General features: G+C 65.0%; 22 protein-coding genes and 1 pseudogene. 8 read left to right on the top strand and 15 right to left on the bottom strand.

The window, feature by feature from the left end; translation table 11 throughout:
* Positions 1 to 28 precede the first annotated feature (28 nt).
* Positions 29 to 706, bottom strand: coding sequence for a hypothetical protein (locus AC3IF3_RS08475; RefSeq protein WP_489228263.1), 678 nt, complete (start codon positions 704 to 706; stop codon positions 29 to 31).
* Positions 707 to 946: 240 nt separating this feature from the next.
* Positions 947 to 1801, bottom strand: a complete 855-nt coding sequence (locus tag AC3IF3_RS08480; protein ID WP_489228265.1) for a hypothetical protein — start codon at positions 1799 to 1801, stop codon at positions 947 to 949.
* A 52-nt stretch (positions 1802 to 1853) separates the two neighbouring features.
* On the opposite strand from AC3IF3_RS08480, the gene AC3IF3_RS08485 reads away from it, so the two are divergent.
* Entirely contained in the window at positions 1854 to 2042 is a 189-nt protein-coding gene (locus AC3IF3_RS08485) for a hypothetical protein (RefSeq protein WP_489228266.1), read from the top strand.
* Positions 2043 to 2270: 228 nt separating this feature from the next.
* On the opposite strand, the gene AC3IF3_RS08490 is transcribed toward AC3IF3_RS08485, so the two are convergent.
* Entirely contained in the window at positions 2271 to 2738 is a 468-nt protein-coding gene (locus AC3IF3_RS08490) for a hypothetical protein (protein ID WP_489228268.1), read from the bottom strand.
* A gap of 298 nt (positions 2739 to 3036) precedes the next feature.
* On the opposite strand from AC3IF3_RS08490, the gene AC3IF3_RS08495 reads away from it, so the two are divergent.
* Positions 3037 to 3327, top strand: a complete 291-nt coding sequence (locus tag AC3IF3_RS08495; RefSeq protein WP_489228270.1) for a cupredoxin domain-containing protein — start codon at positions 3037 to 3039, stop codon at positions 3325 to 3327.
* Between the two features lie 35 nt (positions 3328 to 3362).
* Here the strand turns inward: AC3IF3_RS08495 and AC3IF3_RS08500 are convergent, their stop codons facing one another.
* Both AC3IF3_RS08500 and AC3IF3_RS08505 read right to left on the bottom strand, forming a co-directional pair.
* Entirely contained in the window at positions 3363 to 4358 is a 996-nt protein-coding gene (locus AC3IF3_RS08500; RefSeq protein ID WP_489228272.1) for a hypothetical protein, read from the bottom strand.
* 245 nt (positions 4359 to 4603) lie between these two features.
* Positions 4604 to 4729 (bottom strand): hypothetical protein, encoded by a 126-nt coding sequence (locus tag AC3IF3_RS08505; protein WP_489228274.1) that lies wholly within the window; start codon positions 4727 to 4729, stop codon positions 4604 to 4606.
* 65 nt (positions 4730 to 4794) lie between these two features.
* On the opposite strand from AC3IF3_RS08505, the gene AC3IF3_RS08510 reads away from it, so the two are divergent.
* Positions 4795 to 6336, top strand: a complete 1542-nt coding sequence (locus AC3IF3_RS08510) for a sensor domain-containing diguanylate cyclase (protein WP_489228276.1) — start codon at positions 4795 to 4797, stop codon at positions 6334 to 6336.
* 56 nt (positions 6337 to 6392) lie between these two features.
* On the opposite strand, the gene AC3IF3_RS08515 is transcribed toward AC3IF3_RS08510, so the two are convergent.
* Positions 6393 to 7184, bottom strand: coding sequence for an EAL domain-containing protein (locus AC3IF3_RS08515; RefSeq protein WP_489228278.1), 792 nt, complete (start codon positions 7182 to 7184; stop codon positions 6393 to 6395).
* A 691-nt stretch (positions 7185 to 7875) separates the two neighbouring features.
* Between AC3IF3_RS08515 and AC3IF3_RS08520 the strand changes: the two genes are divergently transcribed.
* Both AC3IF3_RS08520 and AC3IF3_RS08525 read left to right on the top strand, forming a co-directional pair.
* On the top strand, positions 7876 to 10233 hold the full coding sequence (locus AC3IF3_RS08520) for a bifunctional diguanylate cyclase/phosphodiesterase (RefSeq protein ID WP_489228280.1): 2358 nt from the start codon (positions 7876 to 7878) through the stop codon (positions 10231 to 10233).
* Positions 10230 to 10697, top strand: coding sequence for a BLUF domain-containing protein (locus AC3IF3_RS08525; RefSeq protein ID WP_489228282.1), 468 nt, complete (start codon positions 10230 to 10232; stop codon positions 10695 to 10697). Before AC3IF3_RS08520 ends, AC3IF3_RS08525 begins: the two co-directional genes overlap by 4 nt.
* A gap of 540 nt (positions 10698 to 11237) precedes the next feature.
* Here the strand turns inward: AC3IF3_RS08525 and AC3IF3_RS08530 are convergent.
* Both AC3IF3_RS08530 and AC3IF3_RS08535 read right to left on the bottom strand, forming a co-directional pair.
* Entirely contained in the window at positions 11238 to 11486 is a 249-nt protein-coding gene (locus AC3IF3_RS08530; RefSeq protein WP_489228283.1) for a hypothetical protein, read from the bottom strand.
* A 556-nt stretch (positions 11487 to 12042) separates the two neighbouring features.
* Complete coding sequence (locus tag AC3IF3_RS08535; RefSeq protein ID WP_489228285.1) at positions 12043 to 12189, bottom strand: hypothetical protein; 147 nt, start codon at positions 12187 to 12189, stop codon at positions 12043 to 12045.
* A gap of 280 nt (positions 12190 to 12469) precedes the next feature.
* Between AC3IF3_RS08535 and AC3IF3_RS08540 the strand changes: the two genes are divergently transcribed.
* Complete coding sequence (locus tag AC3IF3_RS08540; protein WP_489228287.1) at positions 12470 to 12943, top strand: hypothetical protein; 474 nt, start codon at positions 12470 to 12472, stop codon at positions 12941 to 12943.
* On the opposite strand, the gene AC3IF3_RS08545 is transcribed toward AC3IF3_RS08540, so the two are convergent.
* From AC3IF3_RS08545 to AC3IF3_RS08565, 5 genes are all read right to left on the bottom strand, one after another.
* Positions 12940 to 13224 (bottom strand): hypothetical protein, encoded by a 285-nt coding sequence (locus AC3IF3_RS08545; protein ID WP_489228289.1) that lies wholly within the window; start codon positions 13222 to 13224, stop codon positions 12940 to 12942. The two genes, AC3IF3_RS08540 and AC3IF3_RS08545, sit on opposite strands and share 4 nt — an antisense overlap.
* 89 nt (positions 13225 to 13313) lie before the next feature.
* Complete coding sequence (locus AC3IF3_RS08550) at positions 13314 to 13598, bottom strand: hypothetical protein (protein WP_489228291.1); 285 nt, start codon at positions 13596 to 13598, stop codon at positions 13314 to 13316.
* 67 nt (positions 13599 to 13665) lie between these two features.
* A complete protein-coding gene (locus tag AC3IF3_RS08555) occupies positions 13666 to 13863 on the bottom strand; it encodes a hypothetical protein (RefSeq protein WP_489228292.1) in 198 nt (65 codons plus the stop codon).
* Positions 13864 to 14061: 198 nt separating this feature from the next.
* Complete coding sequence (locus AC3IF3_RS08560) at positions 14062 to 14478, bottom strand: globin family protein (RefSeq protein WP_489228294.1); 417 nt, start codon at positions 14476 to 14478, stop codon at positions 14062 to 14064.
* A gap of 25 nt (positions 14479 to 14503) precedes the next feature.
* Entirely contained in the window at positions 14504 to 14629 is a 126-nt protein-coding gene (locus AC3IF3_RS08565; protein ID WP_489228296.1) for a hypothetical protein, read from the bottom strand.
* Positions 14630 to 15087: 458 nt separating this feature from the next.
* Between AC3IF3_RS08565 and AC3IF3_RS08570 the strand changes: the two genes are divergently transcribed.
* Positions 15088 to 15471, top strand: coding sequence for a hypothetical protein (locus tag AC3IF3_RS08570; RefSeq protein ID WP_489228298.1), 384 nt, complete (start codon positions 15088 to 15090; stop codon positions 15469 to 15471).
* A 751-nt stretch (positions 15472 to 16222) separates the two neighbouring features.
* On the opposite strand, the pseudogene AC3IF3_RS08575 reads toward AC3IF3_RS08570, so the two are convergent.
* Both AC3IF3_RS08575 and AC3IF3_RS08580 read right to left on the bottom strand, forming a co-directional pair.
* Positions 16223 to 16360, bottom strand: a pseudogene (locus AC3IF3_RS08575) (HK97 family phage prohead protease); the annotation flags it as partial.
* A 361-nt stretch (positions 16361 to 16721) separates the two neighbouring features.
* Positions 16722 to 17966, bottom strand: coding sequence for a phage portal protein (locus AC3IF3_RS08580; RefSeq protein ID WP_489228300.1), 1245 nt, complete (start codon positions 17964 to 17966; stop codon positions 16722 to 16724).
* Positions 17967 to 18044: 78 nt separating this feature from the next.
* Between AC3IF3_RS08580 and AC3IF3_RS08585 the strand changes: the two genes are divergently transcribed.
* Positions 18045 to 18899: a hypothetical protein gene (locus AC3IF3_RS08585; protein WP_489228302.1), complete on the top strand. Its 855-nt coding sequence runs from the start codon at positions 18045 to 18047 to the stop codon at positions 18897 to 18899.
* The last annotated feature ends 114 nt before the right edge of the window (positions 18900 to 19013 follow it).

The raw sequence follows: 19013 nt of genomic DNA on the forward strand, positions 1-19013 counted from the left end.
GCGAACCCTCATCAACGCCTCCAACTCTTCAGTCTAATCGACCGGGCTCTGCCGACACGTCAAAAATCACGTGGTTCTGGTCACCAGGTATCATGTCACACGTGTAGACATAGTTTTGAAATGCCCCGAAACCGTTTTGGAATTGTGCTTTATCGCCAACATAGGTGACGACGCCCATGTTTTTGGGAGCCGTTCTTGACCAACGGTAGTGACTGAATTTCGGTTCGTACCAGGCGTCTGTCCATTTGACCTGATATTTCGCCAGCCGTTCGACTTTTTCCTTGCAATACACGCTGGCTGCAACAGTCCCTTTTTCGGCCCAACAATGTAGGTCGGTCTTGCAATCAGCCTCTTTTTTGTCCGCCGCAGCTTTCTCTGCAAGCTGCTGCTCTCGGACCGCTCTTTCCTCGTTGGCACGTCGCTCCGCCGCCGCGGAAGCCTCAACCTCTTGTTGGCGCTTACGCTCTGCCTCTGCAGCGCGAGCATCGGCCTGCGCTTTCGCGGCTTGCGCGACCTTCCGATTGTGCCACTCCGCAGGTTCAGCAACTCCCGCGGCGAGAGCGGCCTTCTTGTCCGTCGCATCATCATATCCGAGCTTGCGAGCGGCAGCGTCTTCATGGCCTAGATAAGCTCCAAGACCGGACAAGCATAGAAAGACGATTGTCATGTAACCGATTATTTCGGCACCTAACCTGAATATGCGCATCCCAACTATCTCGATGGCCTACCAAAGCGTGGCCATTGATGCCCAGAGAGCGCGTTGTGCGGCTAGGGCTAAACCTAGACGATCCGCTAATTCAGATCTCGCGTGGTTCACAAGCCACAGCCATGGACCAGCCGACATACGGCCGCTTCGGGCCATCCTCGGGTTGGGGCCAGGACGAGGGCAACGCGACAGTGCGCATCTCGGCAAGATAAGGCCACCGCCCACGCCTGCTCAGGGCCGTCAAGCTACGACCATGTTGGGCGCCGCGAGGTCGAGCCCGCGGTTCTTGTCGTAAAGGATGAGGAGCCCGCGCTCGAAGCGGACACCGAGATGCACCGGCACGCCGATCGGCTCGGCAAGGCTCCGCATCTGAACCGGCGGTAGGGTGTTCGTCTCGATCTGGTGGAGCGTTCTGCCGATCAGGTGTTCGAGGTAGTCCGCCAAGACGCGGAAGCGCATGCTGTCGCCGGACGCCATGATCGCCCGGCCGGGCGGATTGTAGCCGCGCCCGTCGATCTCGACGCTGGCGTTGCTGTGCTTCTTCCGGAGGGTCTTGTGATCGGTGTCCGTGAGGGGTGGCGACTGCGTGGGCCCGACATCCTGCATCGTGGTCGGGTCAATGCGCAGGAGAATGCGGAGCCGGTTGGTCTGCGTCCATGACCCGTGCGGTTGAACGTCCAGGAGGATCGCCCTGTCCGCGGCAATGTGGGCGAACAGCACAGGTCCGGTGCGTTCCACGCGCCGCGGGTTGTCCAGCCAGGGCCCAAGGTGGAAATGGCTCACCTGCCATTGGTTGAACATCAGATCGGCGCGCGGATTGCTCCCTTTCGTGCGGATGGAGTTGCTCAGCCATGGGGACACGTCGAGGCCGTTCGCGAGATGGTGTGCGATCTCGTCAATCGCCGGGTAAGTGCCGCGATGCGCCTCGACCTCGTTTGACCTGACGACTTGGCGGGTCCGATCAGCAACGTGGCGCGCCCGATAGTGCAGCCAGTCCACGAGGTCCCTGCTGGGCGTCGTAGGTGCCCGTAGGCCCCCAAAGTCGGCCATGATCAGCGCTGCAAGATCGGCCTGCGTCTCGTCTACGACCAGCATGCCTCCGCCCCCCCCGTTGTCGGATTGGCATTTTCGCGGTTACAGCCCGCCCATGTCCGACAAGCTGAACGACCTTCTCGAACGTCTCAAGACGCAGCAGCGCATGCTCATTCTGGCGATGGCCGAGCATAGCGGCCTGCCGGCGGGGAGCATGTTGCGTCAGGTCGCCGAGCTGGAGAACGTCATCGCCGCGGTTGAGGCAGTCTCGGCTGAAGAGGCGGATCGGGCCCGGCGGGCCTGATGTTCGCGCAGACCGATACCGCCAGTAGCGTCACGGTAAAGCGCGGCAATGAGCGGCAGAGGGCGGTAGCCCACGGCAAGGATACGGCAGAAAATACGGTAAGTGTTGGGGTATCACACCGCACGCACTGAAGGTGCGAGCGGCTTCTGCGGATCGTAGGTCGGGCCGTGCTGCGCGGGCTTGGGCGCCAGGATGCTTATCGCCGGGACTGGTGTCGAGACGAGCCTGTTATCGTGCCCATTGCCCGAGGCGGCGCTTCCACCGCTCACCAGGCGGCAGGACAGCCGGCGGCTTCGTGGCGCGCATCACCGGCGCAGCCGATGTCCGCAACGACGGCGCAGGCGCGGGTCCGGCCTCGACAGGCGCGATTTCGATAACGGGCTCGGTGATCGGCTCCACGGTCATCTCGACCACGAATGGCTTGGCCTTGGGCGGCCGCCCGCGCCGTGACCGCAGCGAGTGCTCATCCGCGACCAACGTCGGCTCCAACTCGGCCTGCGCGGGCTCGGACATGATCAGGTTAGGCAGGATCCGGCGGGGCTCGGTGGCAGGTGCTCGCGGCTCGGCGGGCGGAGGCCAGGACACAGCCGGTCGCGGGATCGCTGGCGAAGCCGCACGGTGCGGGATGAAGGTGCGCTGGTGGCGGCCGCCGGACTTGGTCTCGACAGTAAACGACGGCGGCGTGCGGCTACGCATGGTGCGGAACGCTTCTGGCGTGGCGGCGACCGGTAATCGTCATGAGGATGCAGGCACAGTCTTAACAGAGCGATACGGCGTCGAGACAACGGCGGGGCAGCGCCTCAGACCGCCTCTAGACCATCTCAGCAGGTCACATCGCTGTGATGACATACTCTAGATCGATGCCTTAGAGCCACTGTTAACTTTTAGTGCAATAACTACTGCACTAGCGAACTGTTTACAGGTGCACACGGTGCAATCACACAACCGAAGATTGATATCGGCGATGCTCCTGGGGGTACTTGGGTTGATAACCGTGACCGGCGCGGCCATTGCGACCCTTTCGGATCCTGATCACATCATCTCGCAAAGGGGCAAGCGCTTCGGCCCTGGGGACGTCGCCCTCCGCGTCGGCGAGCACATCACCGTCGTCAACGACGACGCCAATTTCGTCCATCAAGCCTACGTCGAGAGCGAAGCGTTCGCCTTCGACTCTGGCGACATCGAGCCTGGTGCTAGAGCCGTCATCACCTTCCCGACCGAGGGCGACTTCACCGTCCTGTGCGGCGTCCACCCGAAGATGAAGCTCGCCGTCCACGTTCGGTAGGCGCGTCCTCTGATCGCCGCCGACCCGGTCGCGCCTCAGATGACCGGCAGACGACCGAAGCCCTCGTACAGGGCTTCGTGGCCGACGTAGTACAGTGCCAGGAAGATCGCGAGCGCGCCGCCAAAGTATGCCGGCGCCCAAGCAGCGTCACGCACCCGCACTGCGGTTCGCACATCATCAGCCGCGATCCCGAGCAGTACGACGATGATGCCCGAGTGGCCGATCGCGTCGACCTTGCCGAACTCGAACACCGCCGAGACGAAGATCCCGGTCAGGATCAGTGCCGCCATGCGCCGCACCAGCGGCGTCCAGATCAGCGCGAAGGCGAGAGTGAACTCGATGACGCCGGCGGCCTGCATGAACAGCTCGGGGGTCGCGCCCATGGTCATCTGCGGCTTGGCGGCCAGCAGCGGATCGGTCCACTGCGGGTAGGCCCACTCCTCGACCGATGCCCACATCAGCGTGATCGCGGCAGCCCACCGCACGATGTCCAGGGGGCGAACGCCGAAGGGCTTCAAGCCGAGGCTCTGGCAGATCAGGTAGGCGGCCACGCCCAGGAACACCGGATAATCGGCGAGGTGGAAGACGCCGTACTGCGCCGTGGCGTAGCTGAACAGGAAGACGATACCGAACCCGGTGAGCGGCATGGTCCGGCGCCAGATCAGGCACGCCGCCATGGCGAGTTGTAGCCACGGGATCCAGGCCACGTCGGTCTTCAGTTCCGGGGTCAGGATGATGCCGCCGAGGTCGAAGAGCGAAACCAGGAAGAAACCCAGCGTGGCGCGGACCAGCAGCTCGGTGTCGATGCGGATGCGGGTTGTGACACGGTCGAGCGCATTCAGGAGAGCGCCGCCGAGCGGCGTGCCCTCGGCCAGGCAGCCCGCCATCAGGCAGACTAGGGCGAGCCCCGTCAGCCACTCGAAGTTCGGGCACAGCACCTGCTCGAGGCCGCGCGGTTGGCCGGCGACATCATAGGCGCAGAACCACTTCACGTGCGCGCTGGCCGAGCCTGTTCCGGCAAGCAGGAGCATTGACGGCGCGGCGAAACTCGCCAGCGTGCGCAGACCCAGGCCGAAAGGGAACCTAGGGGCCGGAACCCGAACCCTGATAACCTCGGAAGACGTGGCGGGCACCGACCCGCCTACGTATTTCCTCACAAATCAGGGCTATACGCCAACGATCTGTTAACTATTGTTATGAATTGGTTAACGGCGGTGATTAAAGTGGATTAGGAGTATAGACGGACAGCTTGACCGACGGACTCCTCCTGCGGGCTTCAGGCGGTTCGCATTGATCGAGCCTGCAGCCGCTCGGCCTCCTCCCGCCACGCGTCGCGCTCGGTCCTCACCGCCTCGACGAGGGCGTGCATGTTGCCGGCGTCGATGGCGGTCTCGACGAGCATGAAACGGCTGATTAAGGCTCGACATGTGACGGTCCTGCCCCATGGGCGCGATCGCGAGGTGCCTGATGCTCATGTTGCAGCGATTGGCGCACCCGTTCCGCACTGCTCGCGCCTGGATCGCCCTCGGCGTCCTGGCGCCCGTCGGCATGCTTGCCGCATCCGGTGTGATGCTGTTCGACCTGCGCAGGGACGCCTGGGACAAGGCCGAGCAGACCTCGCGGAACTTGGTGCAGGTGCTCGAGCGCGACATCGCCCGCAACGTCGAGATGTACGACCTCTCGATCCAGGCCGCCGCCGACAACAGCCGAGTGCCGGGTATCGACGCACTCAGCCCGGCCCTACGCCAGTTGATCCTGTTCGACCGGGCCGCGACCGCGCGCGACATGGGCGTGATGATCGTCGTCGACGAGCACGGCGACATCGTCGCCGACCTCGACGCGGTCCCACCGCGCAAGGGCAACTACGCCGACCGCGACTACTTCCTGGCGCACAAGACGCGCGGTGGCGGCAACCTGTTCGTCGGTCATCCCCTAATCTCCCGCCTGACCGGCGAGCGTATGCTGCCCTTCAGCCGTGGCATCAACAAACCCGACGGTTCATTCGGCGGTGTCGTGATGGGAAGCTTGAAGCTGTCGTACTTCACGCGCCTGTTCAGCCAGCTCGATCTCGGCCGGGACGGCGCGATCAACCTGTATCTGCGCGACGGCACGCAGGTCATGCGCCAGCCCTTCGTCGAGGCCGACATCGGCGCCAACATCGCCAGCGCCCCGATCTTCCAAAGCTTCCTGCGCGAGCATGATGGCAGCTTCGTCCGTACCTCTGTCCGAGACGGCATCGAGCGGCACTACACGTTCACACAGGTCGGGGACCTGCCGCTGATCCTCGACGTCGCGCTCTCGACCGAGGCGATCGAGGCTGCGTGGCGGGTGAAGGCGCTGGTCATCGGCGCCATCGTGCTAGTGCTGTCTGGCCTCACGATCGTGCTGTCGCTGCTGTTCGGACGTGAGCTGCGCCGTCGCGAAGCCATGCAGGCGGAACTCAAACGGCTGTCGCTGACCGATGCCCTGACGCGTCTCTCGAACCGCCGATCTTTCGAGGCCACCGGTGTACAGTTCTGCGAAGACGCTCGACGCAACGGCAAGCCACTATCCCTGCTCATCATCGACGCCGACCACTTCAAGCGCATCAACGACCGTTATGGCCATCAGACCGGGGACGAGGTTCTGCGGGGCTTGGCGCGCTGCCTCTTAGCCAGCGTCCATCGCCCGGACGATCTCGTCAGTCGGGTCGGCGGCGAGGAGTTCGCCATCCTCATGCCGGATACGGATCAGGCCGGCGCGCTCCGCGTCGCCGAGAAGGTTCACGCCGAGGTGTCCACCCTGGCAATCGGATCTGCCGGCATCGGAGCGGGTGCCCTCACGGTGAGCATCGGTGTCGCTGCCGTCATGCCAAACGGCGGGCAGACCACGGGGCTGACGGACCTCTACCGCCTTGCGGATGGCGCGCTCTATGAAGCCAAAGCGGGAGGTCGCAACCAGACCCGCTGTGCGAAGCAGCAGGATACCCCGACCATTCAGCACAAGCTGCAGCTTGTAGGGGGCCCGTAGCCGGGCAAACCGTTCGGACGCTCTTGCTTATGCCGCGACAGCCTCTGTAGTGATCGTCAGGCAGCATCGGACCGAACGGGAGTTTCGGCCGATACGACGAAGGACGTAGGCAAATGGACCGCCGGGAGGCTGGCCACTGCGGGCTTGGCGAACAGGTAGCCTTGGAACAAATCGATCCCTACTGCCCGTAGCGCCGTCAGCTCGGCTTCCGTCTCAACACCTTCAGCGATCATCGCCACGCCCAGCTGCCGCGCCATCATGATCACGCAGGCGACGATGGTCTGCCGTGCTGATGAGGTCGCAATCTCACGGATCAGCTCCATGTCGAGCTTGATGAAGTCGGGCTGGAAACTCGCTAGCAGGTTGAGTCCGGCATACCCCGCACCGAAGTCGTCGAGTGCGGTTGCGAAGCCCTGCTTGCGGTACTCCGTGATGATCCGCCGGACGTGGGCCACGTCCGTCATGCGCTCGTTCTCGGTGAACTCGAACATGATCTGGCGGTGCGCAAAGCCAACGCGGTGCGCGGCTTCCAACGTTGCGCGGATGCAGGCGGCTGGCTCGTAGACCGCGTTCGGCATGAAGTTGATCGACAGCCGGGTCTCGGCATCTTGGAACAGCTGGCCGGCAAGCTCGATCGCCTTCACACGACAGGCTTGGTCGAACTTGTAGCGGTTGCTCTCGTCGATCAAGCCGAGGATCTGTCCGGCGCCTTGGCCTTCCGTGCCCCTAACCAGAGCTTCGTAGCCCCAAACCGTACCCCGACTGACGTCTACGATGGGATGGAACGCCATCGTGAACTCGAACGGCAGTGGTTTGCCGTCCCTGCATGCCTGACACTCGCGCTTCATGGACCCGCCTTCCGGAGCGTCACCGCCTGTGCATCACGTGATGCTAGGATTTGCACAGAAATACTGCTGTAAAGTCCTTACTTGACGATTAACTGAGTCAATTTATGAGATAATTCACAATATCCCATCATTTGATTGCTTTGATCGGAAAGTATTCATGCACTCACATCCGCAGAAACACAACTCAAGCGTGTTCAAAAACCACAAGTGCACGCAGCGCCCCGGTTAACGAGTGGTTGCTTATGTCGGTCTGTTCGTAGCGGCCGGCCGAGATGATGGCGGGCGCCCGATCCGCCGGATCACCTCGCGCTCGAACGCCACGAAGTTCTCGATACACCCGTCAGCGGCCCGCAAGGGCCGGCAATCGATCTCGGCATGGTACTTGGTGCCATCGGCGCGGTAGTTGGTCAGGTAGCCATGGAAGCGCTCGCCGGCAAGGAGCGATATGCACACCACGCACGTGACCGATGAGAGGAACGCGCAGTTACAATGTTCCGGCTACCTACCGGGAGACACGTTCCAATCTCGTGCCAAAACAACCCTTGCTTGTAAATTAACATTTTACATTTCCAACATATGATGGATTTTCTTCAAAAGGTACTGCGATCTTCGCCGAGCCTATTATCGCCTCTTTCAAGGTGTGGCCAATAATTAACCTGTCGAGCCCAGGCTCAATGCCTCGGAGCTTGCCATGCGATCCGTCTATACCTGCCTTACCCAGGCGCACGATCATCAGTTGATCCTACTCGCCGCAGGAACCTGCATCGTCGGCGTCTACGGTTCGTTCTCGGTCGCGACTCATGCGGCGCGCTCCGAAGGCCGGTCCGCTACGCTTTGGGCTGGTGCCAGCATCGTCGCTTCAGGCTGCACCGCCTGGGCTACCCACATCATCGGGCTCCTGGCTTTTCGACCGGGCATGCCCGCTGGGTTCGATCCCTATCTGACAGCCCTGTCTCTCTTGGTCGCCATCGCGGGCATCGGGATCAGCGTCGCCCTCGCGATCGGCCAGCGCAAGCGAGTCCATCGCTTTCTCATCGGCGTTCTCCTCGGCAGTAGTATCGCAGCGCTGCACTACGTCGGCGAGGCTTCGTATCTCGTCGCTGGCACTGTCACGTGGGATCCGTCTCTGCTGGCCGTGTCCATACCGACGAGCCTGGTCATGTTCGGCGCAGCCTTGGTCGTGACGGGGGAGCGCCGCCGCGACCTCCGACGCGTTGGGGCGCCGCTGTTGGTCGCCGCGATCGGCGTCCTGCATTTCTGCGGTATGGCGGCCATGACGCTGACCTTCGATCCGGAGCGCTCGCTCCCGCCGCACGCCGTTCCGCCCGAAGTCATCGCGCCGGTCGTGGCGGGCGTGTCCCTCGGCCTGCTGGCGCTAGCTGTCGTCGGGTTACGCCTCACCCTACAGGCCAGGGCACAAGCACGTCGGGACCAGCAGCGCCTGCGCGAGTTGGCAAACCTCGCCGTCGAGGGGCTCGCCGTGTGTGATGACGACATGATCACCACCGCCAATCGCAGCCTGGAACGCCTGTTGAGTGTGAACCCTGGGGAACTGAACGGCCGTCGCCTATCAGATCTGTTGCCCGGCCTCGCCGTCGCGGCACTTCCCGAGCGCGAGGAGCGGGAGGCGGAGCTGGTCGGCACAGATGGGCTGCGCGTGCCGGTGCGCGTCCTGCGCAGCAAGGTCCCACTCGGCAGCGGACTACAGACCGTGCTGGCCATCCGCGACCAGCGGGAGCGCCTGCAGACCGAGTCGAAGATACGGACGCTGGCGTACTCGGACGCGCTGACCGGCCTGCCCAACCGCGCCCATTTCCACGACCTGCTCGCGCACCACGTCGCCTCCTACCGGGAGCACGATCGCGCCTTCGCCGTGCTCGTCCTCGATCTCGACCGGTTCAAGCTGGTCAACGACACGCTGGGTCACGGACTGGGCGACGTGCTGCTCCGCAAGACGGCGCAACGGCTCAAGGCGGCCCTGGGCGAGCACGACGTCGTCGCGCGGCTGGGCGGCGACGAGTTCGCTGTCCTGCAGGCGGACCTGCCCAATCCCGAGGTGGTGCAGATCCTGGCCGGACGCATCATCGAGCTGATCGGCCGCCCGTTCCTGATCGAGGGCCAACTCGTCAATGTTGGGGCCTCGGTCGGGGCAGCCCTCGCGCCGGTGGACGGCATCGAGCCCAGCCAGCTCGTGCGCAACGCCGACCTTGCGCTCTACAAGGCCAAGGCTGACGGCAAGGGCACGTTCCGCCGGTTCGATCCGGTGCTGGACGCGCGCGTTCAGGCGCGACGTAGCCTGGAGGCTGATCTGCGGCGCGCCATCGCGATGCAGGAATTCGAGGTGTACTACCAGCCGCTCGTCGATGCGCGTTCAGGCCGGATCACCGCGGCCGAAGCCCTGGTGCGGTGGCGCCATCCGGAGCGCGGCCTCGTCTCGCCCGCCGACTTCATCCCGCTGGCCGAGGAGACCGGCCTCATCGGGCCGCTGGGGCAATGGGTCCTGCGCACCGCCTGCGCCCAGGCGGCCCGCTGGCCGTCGCACATCCGGGTTGCCGTCAATCTCTCGCCCGCTCAGTTCCGGGATCTGCGGCTCGCCGATACCGTCAAGGCGGCGCTTGCCGCCTCCGGCCTCACCGCGGACCGGCTGGAACTCGAGATCACCGAGGGCGTGCTGCTGGCGGACGAGGAGCGCACGCTCGCCACCCTGACCCGCCTGCGCGCGGCCGGGGTCAGCATCTCAATGGACGATTTTGGCACCGGCTACTCATCGCTCAGCTATCTGCGCCGCTTCCCGTTCGACAAGATCAAGGTCGACCAATCCTTCGTGCGCCAGCTCCCGGGCGACCTGGAGAGCGCCGCGATCGTCCGGGCAATCATCACCATGGGCACATGCCTCGGCATGACGATCACGGTCGAGGGCGTCGAGACCGCCGAGCAGTTCGCGTTCTCGGCCGCGTCCGGCTGCGATCAGGTGCAGGGCTACCTCGTCAGCCGTCCGCTGCCCCTGGATGAGTTCCTGTCATTCGTGGAAGCACGCGAGGCTGCATGAACCCGCAAGACACCCCCGACCTGTTTCGACTGGTCTACAGGAGCCGCAGCACGATCGAAGGAACCGCTGAGGATGTGCAGCGGGCGATCGACAAGACCCTGGCTACATCGCGAACCAGGAACGCAGAGGCTGGCATCACGGGTACGCTACTGTTCACGCGCCTGTTCTTCGTGCAGGCCCTGGAGGGCCCAGCCGCCGCCGTGGAGGCGATCTTCGACCGGATCTGCTGCGATCTGCGTCATGTCAACGTCGAGGTCGTTGAGTGCGGGCCGGTTCTAGAGCCGATCTTCGGCGATGATCCGATGAGCTACCTCGTTCCAGATGCGGGCTCCGGAGCACTGATCGAGCGTGTCGAGCACGATACGGAATTGGCTGATGCGGCCGCCGCTGCGATGAAGCTCATGGCCGCTTTGATCCGACCACAGCCACACTCCATCGGGTCTGCACAACAGTTTGCAGCCTGAAATCATCCGGGCCCGTCGGTTCTACATTCGACATAACGATTGCGCATAGACCCTCACCGCATGGGTCGGCTCGCGCTACCACCCGCGCGGATTCTCGCACGGTCTGATCGGTCGAGGTCAACAGCTGCCCCTCGGCAATCTGATCAAGGATGTCGTCCTGCAGCGGGGACGGTCGATGGCGGCGCCCGGAGACACCTGACGTCGTCACCCAGAACGGTGCGCAGATGCGGAAGGCGGAATGAGGCTCAGGCGTCCTTCAAACGGGCGAAGCGAATCAGCCTGCGGCGGAGCTATCTGGACGCCTTCGAAGCCCCAATGGCCACTCAGCCCGCCCGGCTCACCGCCGTGGCGGGCCTTTTCTTTTTGCCCCGGTGAAATGCGTCAAATGGCAAGGCGGCAAGTTGGTGATGATGTAGGCAAGGGCTTCGACCCAAGACCGACTTAAGCCCGCCCGGTTCGCCGGCGCGGGCTTCTTTGTGCCCTAAGCGTGTCGGATACCCCCGTGCTCCATGATCGCACCAGGCGAGACGGATTGGACGGTTAGGCCGCTTTTTCCTGGTCTATGATAACGGGCGGTGCCTCGAAATGTACATGCGTAATGATCAGGCGCATGGCCTGGACCAGCCCATCAGCTTGTTCGCAAGTAGTGCCGGGCCTGAGGTCAAAAGCGAAAGGCTTCATCGTCTCGGTTTCTGCTTCCCCGGGGAGAGCGCGTTGCTCAAGCATGATGTAGGGGTTGCCGTTCTCATATTCTTTGACGCGAAAGCTTAATTGGACAAGCTGGGTCATGGTTTACCCCCGAAAAAGTGCTCTGGGGCTGATTGGGCCAGTTGTTGGTTAACGAATCCTTAAACTGCCGAACACGGTCCGGATTGGAAACCAATTAGCCAGTTTTGAGTGGCGAGCTTTTCGAGGTGGATACAGCTAGCATCCAGACCGACAGAACGTCGACCGAACCAGGATGTCGATGTCGCCGATCGTCATGACACTAATTAGCTGCTCACCACGCTTCCAGAGCATCGAGCAGGCTGCGGACCCAAGCGGCGCGCAGCTCTCAGCCTCAGGGTAGGTGTCACAAGTGCTCTCGCGTCGGTCGCATGCCCGGCTCGATGCCGCTACCGGCTGCCAGCCCAGCGCCAGTAGCGAAGCGCGAGCATCGGGGTAGAGGGTGTTGGGCCCGAACCTCGGCAGTTGCTGCTGAGCGCTCGCACCACCGGCAGCGACGACGAGAGCGAGGGCGGCGAGGGCTGTGCGCATGGCGCAAGGATAGCCGCCGGGATAGCGGTGTCGAGGCTGAAGCACCAGGAAGAGGGCCGGGATTGGACCGACCTTCTCCTAGTACCGATTAGCGCTCGCTAACCGGCCCGACCGGGATCCGGAAGGCCCGCTTTCCATAATTCCGGGCCCAGAGCACGGTCCCGTCGGGAAGCGTGATGAACGGACGGAAAATGTACTGCTGGCCCTCAGAGGGCGGCTTGGGGGTGTCGGCCATGATAAAACTCCTTGAGTTTCATGGTTGACCGAGAGCCGCCGCGGACCTAGATATTCCACCTTCCACAGCAAATACCCGAGGGCCGGCGACGGCCCCCGATCGGTTTCAGCTCACCACATGGTGAGCTGTGCGCGCCCCGCCCCACAAGGCGGGGCGTTTGCGCATGGGGATTCATTTAGAATCCTGCGACCCACTTTGCAACCCCTCATTAGGATTTCGTTAACCACTTTTCGAAGTTTGTGGTACGTTGATGCCAATTCCGGGTTAGGTTGGTTGAGTCATGAACGCCCACATCGGAGGCCGCATCATGGACGAGCGGTCATATCGAGACATCCTGCAGCGTCGGCGCGACTTGCAGGAAGAGCTGCGCGTTCTTAACGAAATCATCCACGGATATGAGCGTCTTCAGGAGATCCGATCGGGCAACGCGGCGCGCGAGTCAGATCGCTTAGACGAGCGTTCTGACGACGCGCAGCCGCGCCGTCGCGAGCGCAACATCTATCCGCCTCGCCAACTCGCCAGCCTAGCGCGTTCAGAGATTCTTCGAGTTGGACGTCCAATGACTCGCGGTGAGTTGGTCGAAGCGTTTGAAGCCGCAGGAATCCCACTCGCCGGCCGAGATAAGGCGAAAAACATCGGCACCATCATGTGGCGCTTCAGAGACGAATTCCTGAACGTGCCTGGTCAGGGGTACTGGCCCAAGGACGTGCCGAATGCCGACGTCGAAAGCGCCGCAACAGGCGACGCTGACTAGGGCTTCAGTCGAACGAGTGCGTTTCTAAGGCGCGTGATCGCCTGATAGATAGCCGCCGGATCATGTCCGCCCGGCCTGGGCCTCAACGAGCCCTCAATCCAGCCGATCTGTTCGATGGCGTACCGATAGCGTGGGTTTGTGATCCGTCGCGCCGACCGGCAGGCGGCCTGCATCGCCTTGACGGTTTCAGGCGATCGCGACTGCTCAAAATCGACGTAGAGCGTCTCCAACCGACCGTGCTGCTCCTGCAGCGCTTGGAAGTCTTCGGCATCGTAGACCACTGGGCACCCCTAAGCCTTCCTCAGCCGCACCCCAGGCCCCTCGCCGTTCTCCTCAATGATAAATGACGCCGGCCACTTCGAGGGCGCCCTCAGCCTTCTGGCGATGGCTCAGCACCGGCCGCACCGGGTTCGGGGGCGGGGCCGGTATCGAGCGTGCCGCTGCTGGCCAGTGCGTTGGCCCAGGCGCTCGCGATAAGGCGGACTTGCTCGATAGCCTCGGCACGCGTGAACGGTTCATCGCCGGCGTCGCCACCACCATCCGACCAGGCGACGAACCCGGTGCGGCGGCCGTTGGCGTCCTCGACGCAGGCCGCGTCGTCGAGAATGCGGATGCGGAGCGGGAGCGTGAGGCCGAGCGTTGGCATGCAGGTCATGTAGAGTGCTTGGATCCCGCTTCGACCGTCCGCGTTCAGCGTCTGGCCTACGAGGCGGGGGATGGGGTCAGCCCTCGTCCCCGGTGTTGTCATCCTTGAAGCTGTCGAGGCCCTTCAGCGGCACGCCGGTCCTGAACCGGTCATACCTGCGACCGATGCGATCAAGGAACGAACCATACGCCATTCTCACGAGATGCCGCTCGTGATCAGCAACGACCCGCAGAGGTCGGGCGCGGAACAACTCATCGGGCTCGGGATGGCTCATACCCGGTTCAGTAGCGCAACGAGCCCACTTGCTAGAAGCCCCGCGCCCAGAACTATCAGCGGAGCGTGCTCGATGCCCTCGTCTGTGAGCACATGCGTACCTGCCACTGCCACGACCGCGACGCACACGACCGTCGTGATCCGGCTCAGCGTCACTTCAGATAGCCCTTCGCCTTCAGGTGCTAAGCGAGCCGATCCGCTATCCTTGCACTTCGGCCGCGGCGTCTTTCATCACGCCGGCGACGAGCGTGTAAGTCTCGGTCCAGGCTTCCCAGACATCTGGAGTGAAGTCGGGCCCAAGGCCCTGCTCCAGGGTCCACAGCAGGGCGGCACCGACCGGCTCGTAATGGGCGGCCTGCGTGCCGTAGGCGACGTGCTTGCGCCCAAGATTCTGGAGGGCCGGGACCACGGTCTCCGGATGGCCGAGATTGGCCACTGCCAACCCTAGCATGGCCATTAGTTTTTGCTTCTGCTCGGCCATGTCTTCGTGGAACATGGGGCGTACCTGGGGGGCGATCTCGAACAGTTTGCTGTAAAACAGCTCAGCCGCCGTCCCGGCGATGGGGCGTACCTTCGCGAAGCTGTCCTGCACGAGTTTCACCTGTTCAGGGGTCATCCAAGTTCCTTTGATGTACGCGTAATCAGGACCGCTTTACTTTCAGTGCTTCCTCGACGAGGCGGCGGATGGCTTCGGAGCGGGAGGGCTTGTCAGGCTGAGCCTCGCGCCATGCGTCGATAGGCTCGAAAAAGTCCGGCGCGACGCGCATCCGGAACTCTCCAGAGTGAACGCGACCAGGAGGCCGCCCTCGTTTTTTTGTATCCACCGGAATTGACAGCCGCATATTTAAGTGGCTACAACAAAAACGGGCCGACGGGAAGGTACGAACTTCCAATCGGCCCTGACCATCCACGCACTGGAGCTACGTCAATGGCTACCCACGCCCATAGCACACGCACGCCCTTATTACCCCAGCCCGGCAGCCCTCAGCCCTTATTAGGCACAGGGCTCGGCCACGGGCCGGGCCCCGTCACCCAGGCCATCCGCGCGATGCGGACAGCTGATCCCGCCGACCAGACCATCGCGGCTATCAAGAACGGACTAAACCGGTGCTTCGCTGAGGCCGCTGCCAGCGGTCCCGCCGCACCAGTCACCCTAACCAAGCGCGCAGCGGCTCTGCGCCAGCGCCTTGAGGCTCACATCGGCCATGGTGCTCAGGATCCGCACGTGCCGCTCCGGGATCGCCTGATCGCTGCCCATTCTGCCGCGATGAGCGTGCGCTGGGTGTTCGACGCCGAGGACCCCGACGCCGAGCCCTACAAAGCCGCCCTGGCCGTCGACAACGCGCTGAGGCGGCTGCTCACGGAAGTGATGGCTAAGCCCGCGCCGCGCACGATGGCGGGCCTTGCGGTGGTCGGCCTCGCGGCGGCGATGGAGGTCGAGGGCGCGCTGTCTCACCGCTGCTTGGAGAACGAGGACAAGCTGGCGGTCACCGCCAGGGCGATCCTGTCGCTGACCGGAACCGCGCTGCCGGAAAGCTTCCTCGGCTTCGGCGATGAGCCGGACTTCGAGGCGCGTGAGCGGTCAATCCTGACGCCGCCGGCAGAGTAGACGCTCGAAGCATCCACGCCCAACCCTCTGCATCGGGGCGACACTTTGGGCGGGCGTGGAGGTCGAGAGGAGACCCGACGCCTCAGCTCCGCAAGAACCATGCATCCATGCCCGCCCTCCGATGAACCTGGGGGGCAAGAGGGCGAGCGTGGCGGCCAGCGGGATGAGGACCACCGACGTAGGCAAACTCGATGGAGGCTGATCGGTCACCGCGACGAATCTTCACTCCTCACGAACGCCGCTCGCGCATCCGGTGCGGGAGGCAGATCTTAAAGGCGCTGACGCTGCGACGGCCCGCCATACGAGAGCTACTTGAACAGATCGCGCAGAGCGGCTTCCAGGCGATCGACGGTTGCGACCGCCTCTTCGTGATCTGCCGTGTCCTCTGCCCTTTGCGAACGAGCGACCTTCGGGGACCGTCGATTTGATCTCAGCGATCGAGCCGATTTTCTAGATAAATGAGCGCCATCGTCACGGTTTGGCATCCTCTAACTCACTGAAAACTACCGATAGTAAGGAACCCAAATGGCAATTCTTCTAGTTCCAGCCGCCTGTGTGGATAAGTACTTACGCGTACAATATGTCGCAGCGAAGAAGGCGCCACAACCCGATGGCAATTTTTGCCACCCCTCGTAAACGCGGCTCGCGCATTTCGTGCGGGTGGCAAGCGAACGCGAGTGTGTTGGTGAAATTGTAGGTACGCTTACGGACGAAATTCTATCTATTTCCTAAAAAACGTTTTATTCCGGCTGTCGTGAGTTAACAGCAGGCGCACGCCGGCCGGACCGCGCCGCGCCAGGCTCGCCGCGAAGGCCCCCGGCACCACGACGTCGCGCCCGAGATCGGGCACGCCGAAGACGCTGGCATAGCCGGTGAAATGGCCGTCCATGGATGGTCCTCGGGTTGAAAGCGGTTCGGGGGGGCGGGGTCGGGCCCGAGACGCGTCTCCCTCCTCCGCAGGGGGGCTTGCGGATCCACGCATCGCGTTCGGCGGCAAACATGTGGAACGCCGCGCCTTTTCCCCTCCCCCTTGCGGGGAGGGGTCAGGGGTGGGGGTGGTGCAGGAGGCACCGCCGCGCGTCGTCCGGGACCACCCCCACCTCCAACGCTTCCCCGCACGGGGGGGGAGCGCGCATCGCGGCTCGCAGCAGGCGGTGTGGGCATCTCGTTGCCCGCAGACGGGGGCGGGAGGGGCCCGGTGGTGGCGGAACTTGCGTCTCCGACACCGAGGCACCCATCCAGCCCCCCGATCACGAGGCGTCCGCCCCCCGGGGCAGCTCCGGCGGGTAGCCCACCGCCTCGCGCTTCTCGGCGACCGACAGGAAATCCGCGGCCTGGACCCGGCGCCACAGGGATTCCCGCTCGCCGGCCAGCGCCTCGATCCGGTCGAGATCGGGTTCCAGGTCCACCGGCCCGAAGGCGGGTTCCAGCCAGACGGCGAGCGCCTGGGCGGTGCGGGCCGCGAGCGGGATCAGGGTCTGGCGGTAGAGCGCCCGGTTGGCCTCGGCGTAGTTGGCGTGGGTGCTGTCGCCGGGCAGGCCCAGCAGCAGGGGCGGAACCCCGAAGGCCAGGGCGATCTCCCGGGCCGCCGCGTTCTTGGCCTCGACGAAATCCATGTCCCGGGGCGACAGGCCGAGCGGCTTCCAGTCGAGGCCGCCCTCGAGCAGCAGCGGCCGGCCGGCATTGGCGGCGCCCTGGTAATTCGCCTCCAGTTCCCCCTTCAGCCGCTCGAATTGCGGCTCGGACAGCCAGGCCCCGGCGAAGACCAGCGCCCCGGAGGGCCGGGCGGCGTTGTCGAGGAGCGCCTTGTTCCAGGCGCTCGCCGCGTTGTGGATGTCGAGGGCGGCCGCCGCCGCCTCGACGGGGGCGAGGCCGCCGGTCTCGTCCTCCGGGTGGAACAGGGCGAGCGCAAGGATCGGCGCCACCGCCTCGGTGCCGGGGGCGGGCAGGTCGAACCGGCGGCTGCGGCCGCCCGCGGTGTAGATGTAGGCCGCCGGCCAGCCGTCGGGCCCCGGCACCATCCGCATCCGCCCCGGCCGCAGGGCCTGCAGGGCCGCGACCCGGCCGTCGAGGGCGACCGCCTCCAGATAGGCGGTCCCGGCGAGCAGCAGGTCGGCATAGACCGTCTCCAGGAGATGCGTGCCGCTCTCCCGTGGGTTCGGCCGGGCGAGCAGCGCCAGCAGATCGGACGCCCGCTCGGCCCCGGGCCCGGTGGCGATCAGCGGCAGGCCGGCGGCGCTCTCGGCGACCAGCCGGACCGCCCGGTGGACCACCGGGTTGCCCTGGTAGCCGGCCCGGGCGAGCGCCGCCGGGTCGCGGGGCGTCCAGCTCGCCCGGCCCTCGGCGTAGAGCGCGAAGGCGGGGGCCATCGCGGCCTTGGTGTAGGCCATGCTGGCGGCCTTGGAGTCGGCCATGCTGGCGGCCTGGGTGGCGGGCGCCGGGCCGCCGGCGCCGCGGCGGGCGACCCGCGCCAGCCGTTCGAGGAGGGTCGACATGCCGGTCTGGTCCTGCGTTATGGTTGCGCGATGCAGAGCCGCTTCCCCGCGCGGTCCCGCGCAGCCCGAGGCGGGTGTTTGCCGGCGGCCCTCCTGGCCGCGGCGATGCCCGCTGCGGCCGCCCGGGCGCAGGATTTCCCCGCCTGGCCGGAGCCGGACGGCACCCTCGTCCTGGCGCGGCCCTTCGGCCGCTCGGAGATCGCCCTGCGCCTGTCGCGCCGGGTCGCCGGGGCCGCGGATACGCTGACCTGGAACGGCGTCGCGTTCCTGGCCGATGCCGGGGTCGGGGACGCCCTCCAGGCGCGCCTGACCCTCGATCCGGAGGCAGACGGCCGCCAAGCGAGCGAGGCCGGCGACCCGCGGGGCGAGCCCGCGGCAGCGCGTCTCCGGTCCCTCCGCGCCGGCCGGAGCTGGGCCGAGACCGTGGCGCCCCTGGCCTGGGACGGCCCGGGCGCCGCGGCCGGCCCGGACGTGATCCTGCACAAGCGGATCGCCCTCGGCCTGCCGGGCCTCGGCAACGCCATCGAGGTCCAGGCGGGCTTCGTGCTGTCCCAGCCCGCCGCGGCGGTGCGGTTCGAGCCGCTCTCGGCCACCGTACCGGCGGAGTTCACCGAGGCCTGGCGCTTCGACCCGGCGACCGGCGGGCTCGATCGGCTCGACCCCGCCCCCGGTGAACGGCCGCAACCCGTGATCCTGGCCCTGCCCGAGGGCTCGCACGCCCTGGGGATCTGGAGCCCGGCCCCCCCGGCGGGCGAGGCCGATGCCCCGAGGGCCGGTTTCGCGATTCGGCCGGTCCCGGGGGCGACGCGCCTGAGCTGCGCGTTCCGGGTCGCGCAGGCCGCATCCGGCGCCCACGATTTCGCCTGCTACGCGCTGGTCGGCTCGCTCACCGACGTGCGCGCCGCCCTGCGGAGCCTGACCGCCCCGGAATGAGCGGATCCGACCGGAAAAAAGACGGGTCCAACCCGCGCTGCGTGCGACGCCGTGGTGCGGACGCCACAGTGTGGCGCACGAAATCGTGTATACAGGATGCAGTTCGTTCCTGAG

This window comes from Methylobacterium sp. J-118 (assembly GCF_057836565.1).

Bases quoted from the DNA above. Each gene is read 5' to 3' on its own strand.
- AC3IF3_RS08505 (WP_489228274.1), bottom strand. From the start codon at position 4,729: ATGCTCGTCGAGACCGCCATCGACGCCGGCAACATGCACGCCCTCGTC.
- AC3IF3_RS08500 (WP_489228272.1), bottom strand. From the start codon at position 4,358: ATGCTCCTGCTTGCCGGAACAGGCTCGGCCAGCGCGCACGTGAAGTGG.
- AC3IF3_RS08540 (WP_489228287.1), top strand. From the start codon at position 12,470: ATGAACGCCCACATCGGAGGCCGCATCATGGACGAGCGGTCATATCGA.
- AC3IF3_RS08475 (WP_489228263.1), bottom strand. From the start codon at position 706: ATGCGCATATTCAGGTTAGGTGCCGAAATAATCGGTTACATGACAATC.
- AC3IF3_RS08530 (WP_489228283.1), bottom strand. From the start codon at position 11,486: ATGACCCAGCTTGTCCAATTAAGCTTTCGCGTCAAAGAATATGAGAAC.
- AC3IF3_RS08550 (WP_489228291.1), bottom strand. From the start codon at position 13,598: ATGACCTGCATGCCAACGCTCGGCCTCACGCTCCCGCTCCGCATCCGC.
- AC3IF3_RS08525 (WP_489228282.1), top strand. From the start codon at position 10,230: ATGAACCCGCAAGACACCCCCGACCTGTTTCGACTGGTCTACAGGAGC.
- AC3IF3_RS08515 (WP_489228278.1), bottom strand. From the start codon at position 7,184: ATGAAGCGCGAGTGTCAGGCATGCAGGGACGGCAAACCACTGCCGTTC.
- AC3IF3_RS08485 (WP_489228266.1), top strand. From the start codon at position 1,854: ATGTCCGACAAGCTGAACGACCTTCTCGAACGTCTCAAGACGCAGCAG.
- AC3IF3_RS08480 (WP_489228265.1), bottom strand. From the start codon at position 1,801: ATGCTGGTCGTAGACGAGACGCAGGCCGATCTTGCAGCGCTGATCATG.
- AC3IF3_RS08490 (WP_489228268.1), bottom strand. From the start codon at position 2,738: ATGCGTAGCCGCACGCCGCCGTCGTTTACTGTCGAGACCAAGTCCGGC.
- AC3IF3_RS08520 (WP_489228280.1), top strand. From the start codon at position 7,876: ATGCGATCCGTCTATACCTGCCTTACCCAGGCGCACGATCATCAGTTG.
- AC3IF3_RS08565 (WP_489228296.1), bottom strand. From the start codon at position 14,629: ATGCGCGTCGCGCCGGACTTTTTCGAGCCTATCGACGCATGGCGCGAG.
- AC3IF3_RS08535 (WP_489228285.1), bottom strand. From the start codon at position 12,189: ATGGCCGACACCCCCAAGCCGCCCTCTGAGGGCCAGCAGTACATTTTC.
- AC3IF3_RS08555 (WP_489228292.1), bottom strand. From the start codon at position 13,863: ATGAGCCATCCCGAGCCCGATGAGTTGTTCCGCGCCCGACCTCTGCGG.
- AC3IF3_RS08510 (WP_489228276.1), top strand. From the start codon at position 4,795: ATGCTCATGTTGCAGCGATTGGCGCACCCGTTCCGCACTGCTCGCGCC.
- AC3IF3_RS08560 (WP_489228294.1), bottom strand. From the start codon at position 14,478: ATGACCCCTGAACAGGTGAAACTCGTGCAGGACAGCTTCGCGAAGGTA.
- AC3IF3_RS08580 (WP_489228300.1), bottom strand. From the start codon at position 17,966: ATGTCGACCCTCCTCGAACGGCTGGCGCGGGTCGCCCGCCGCGGCGCC.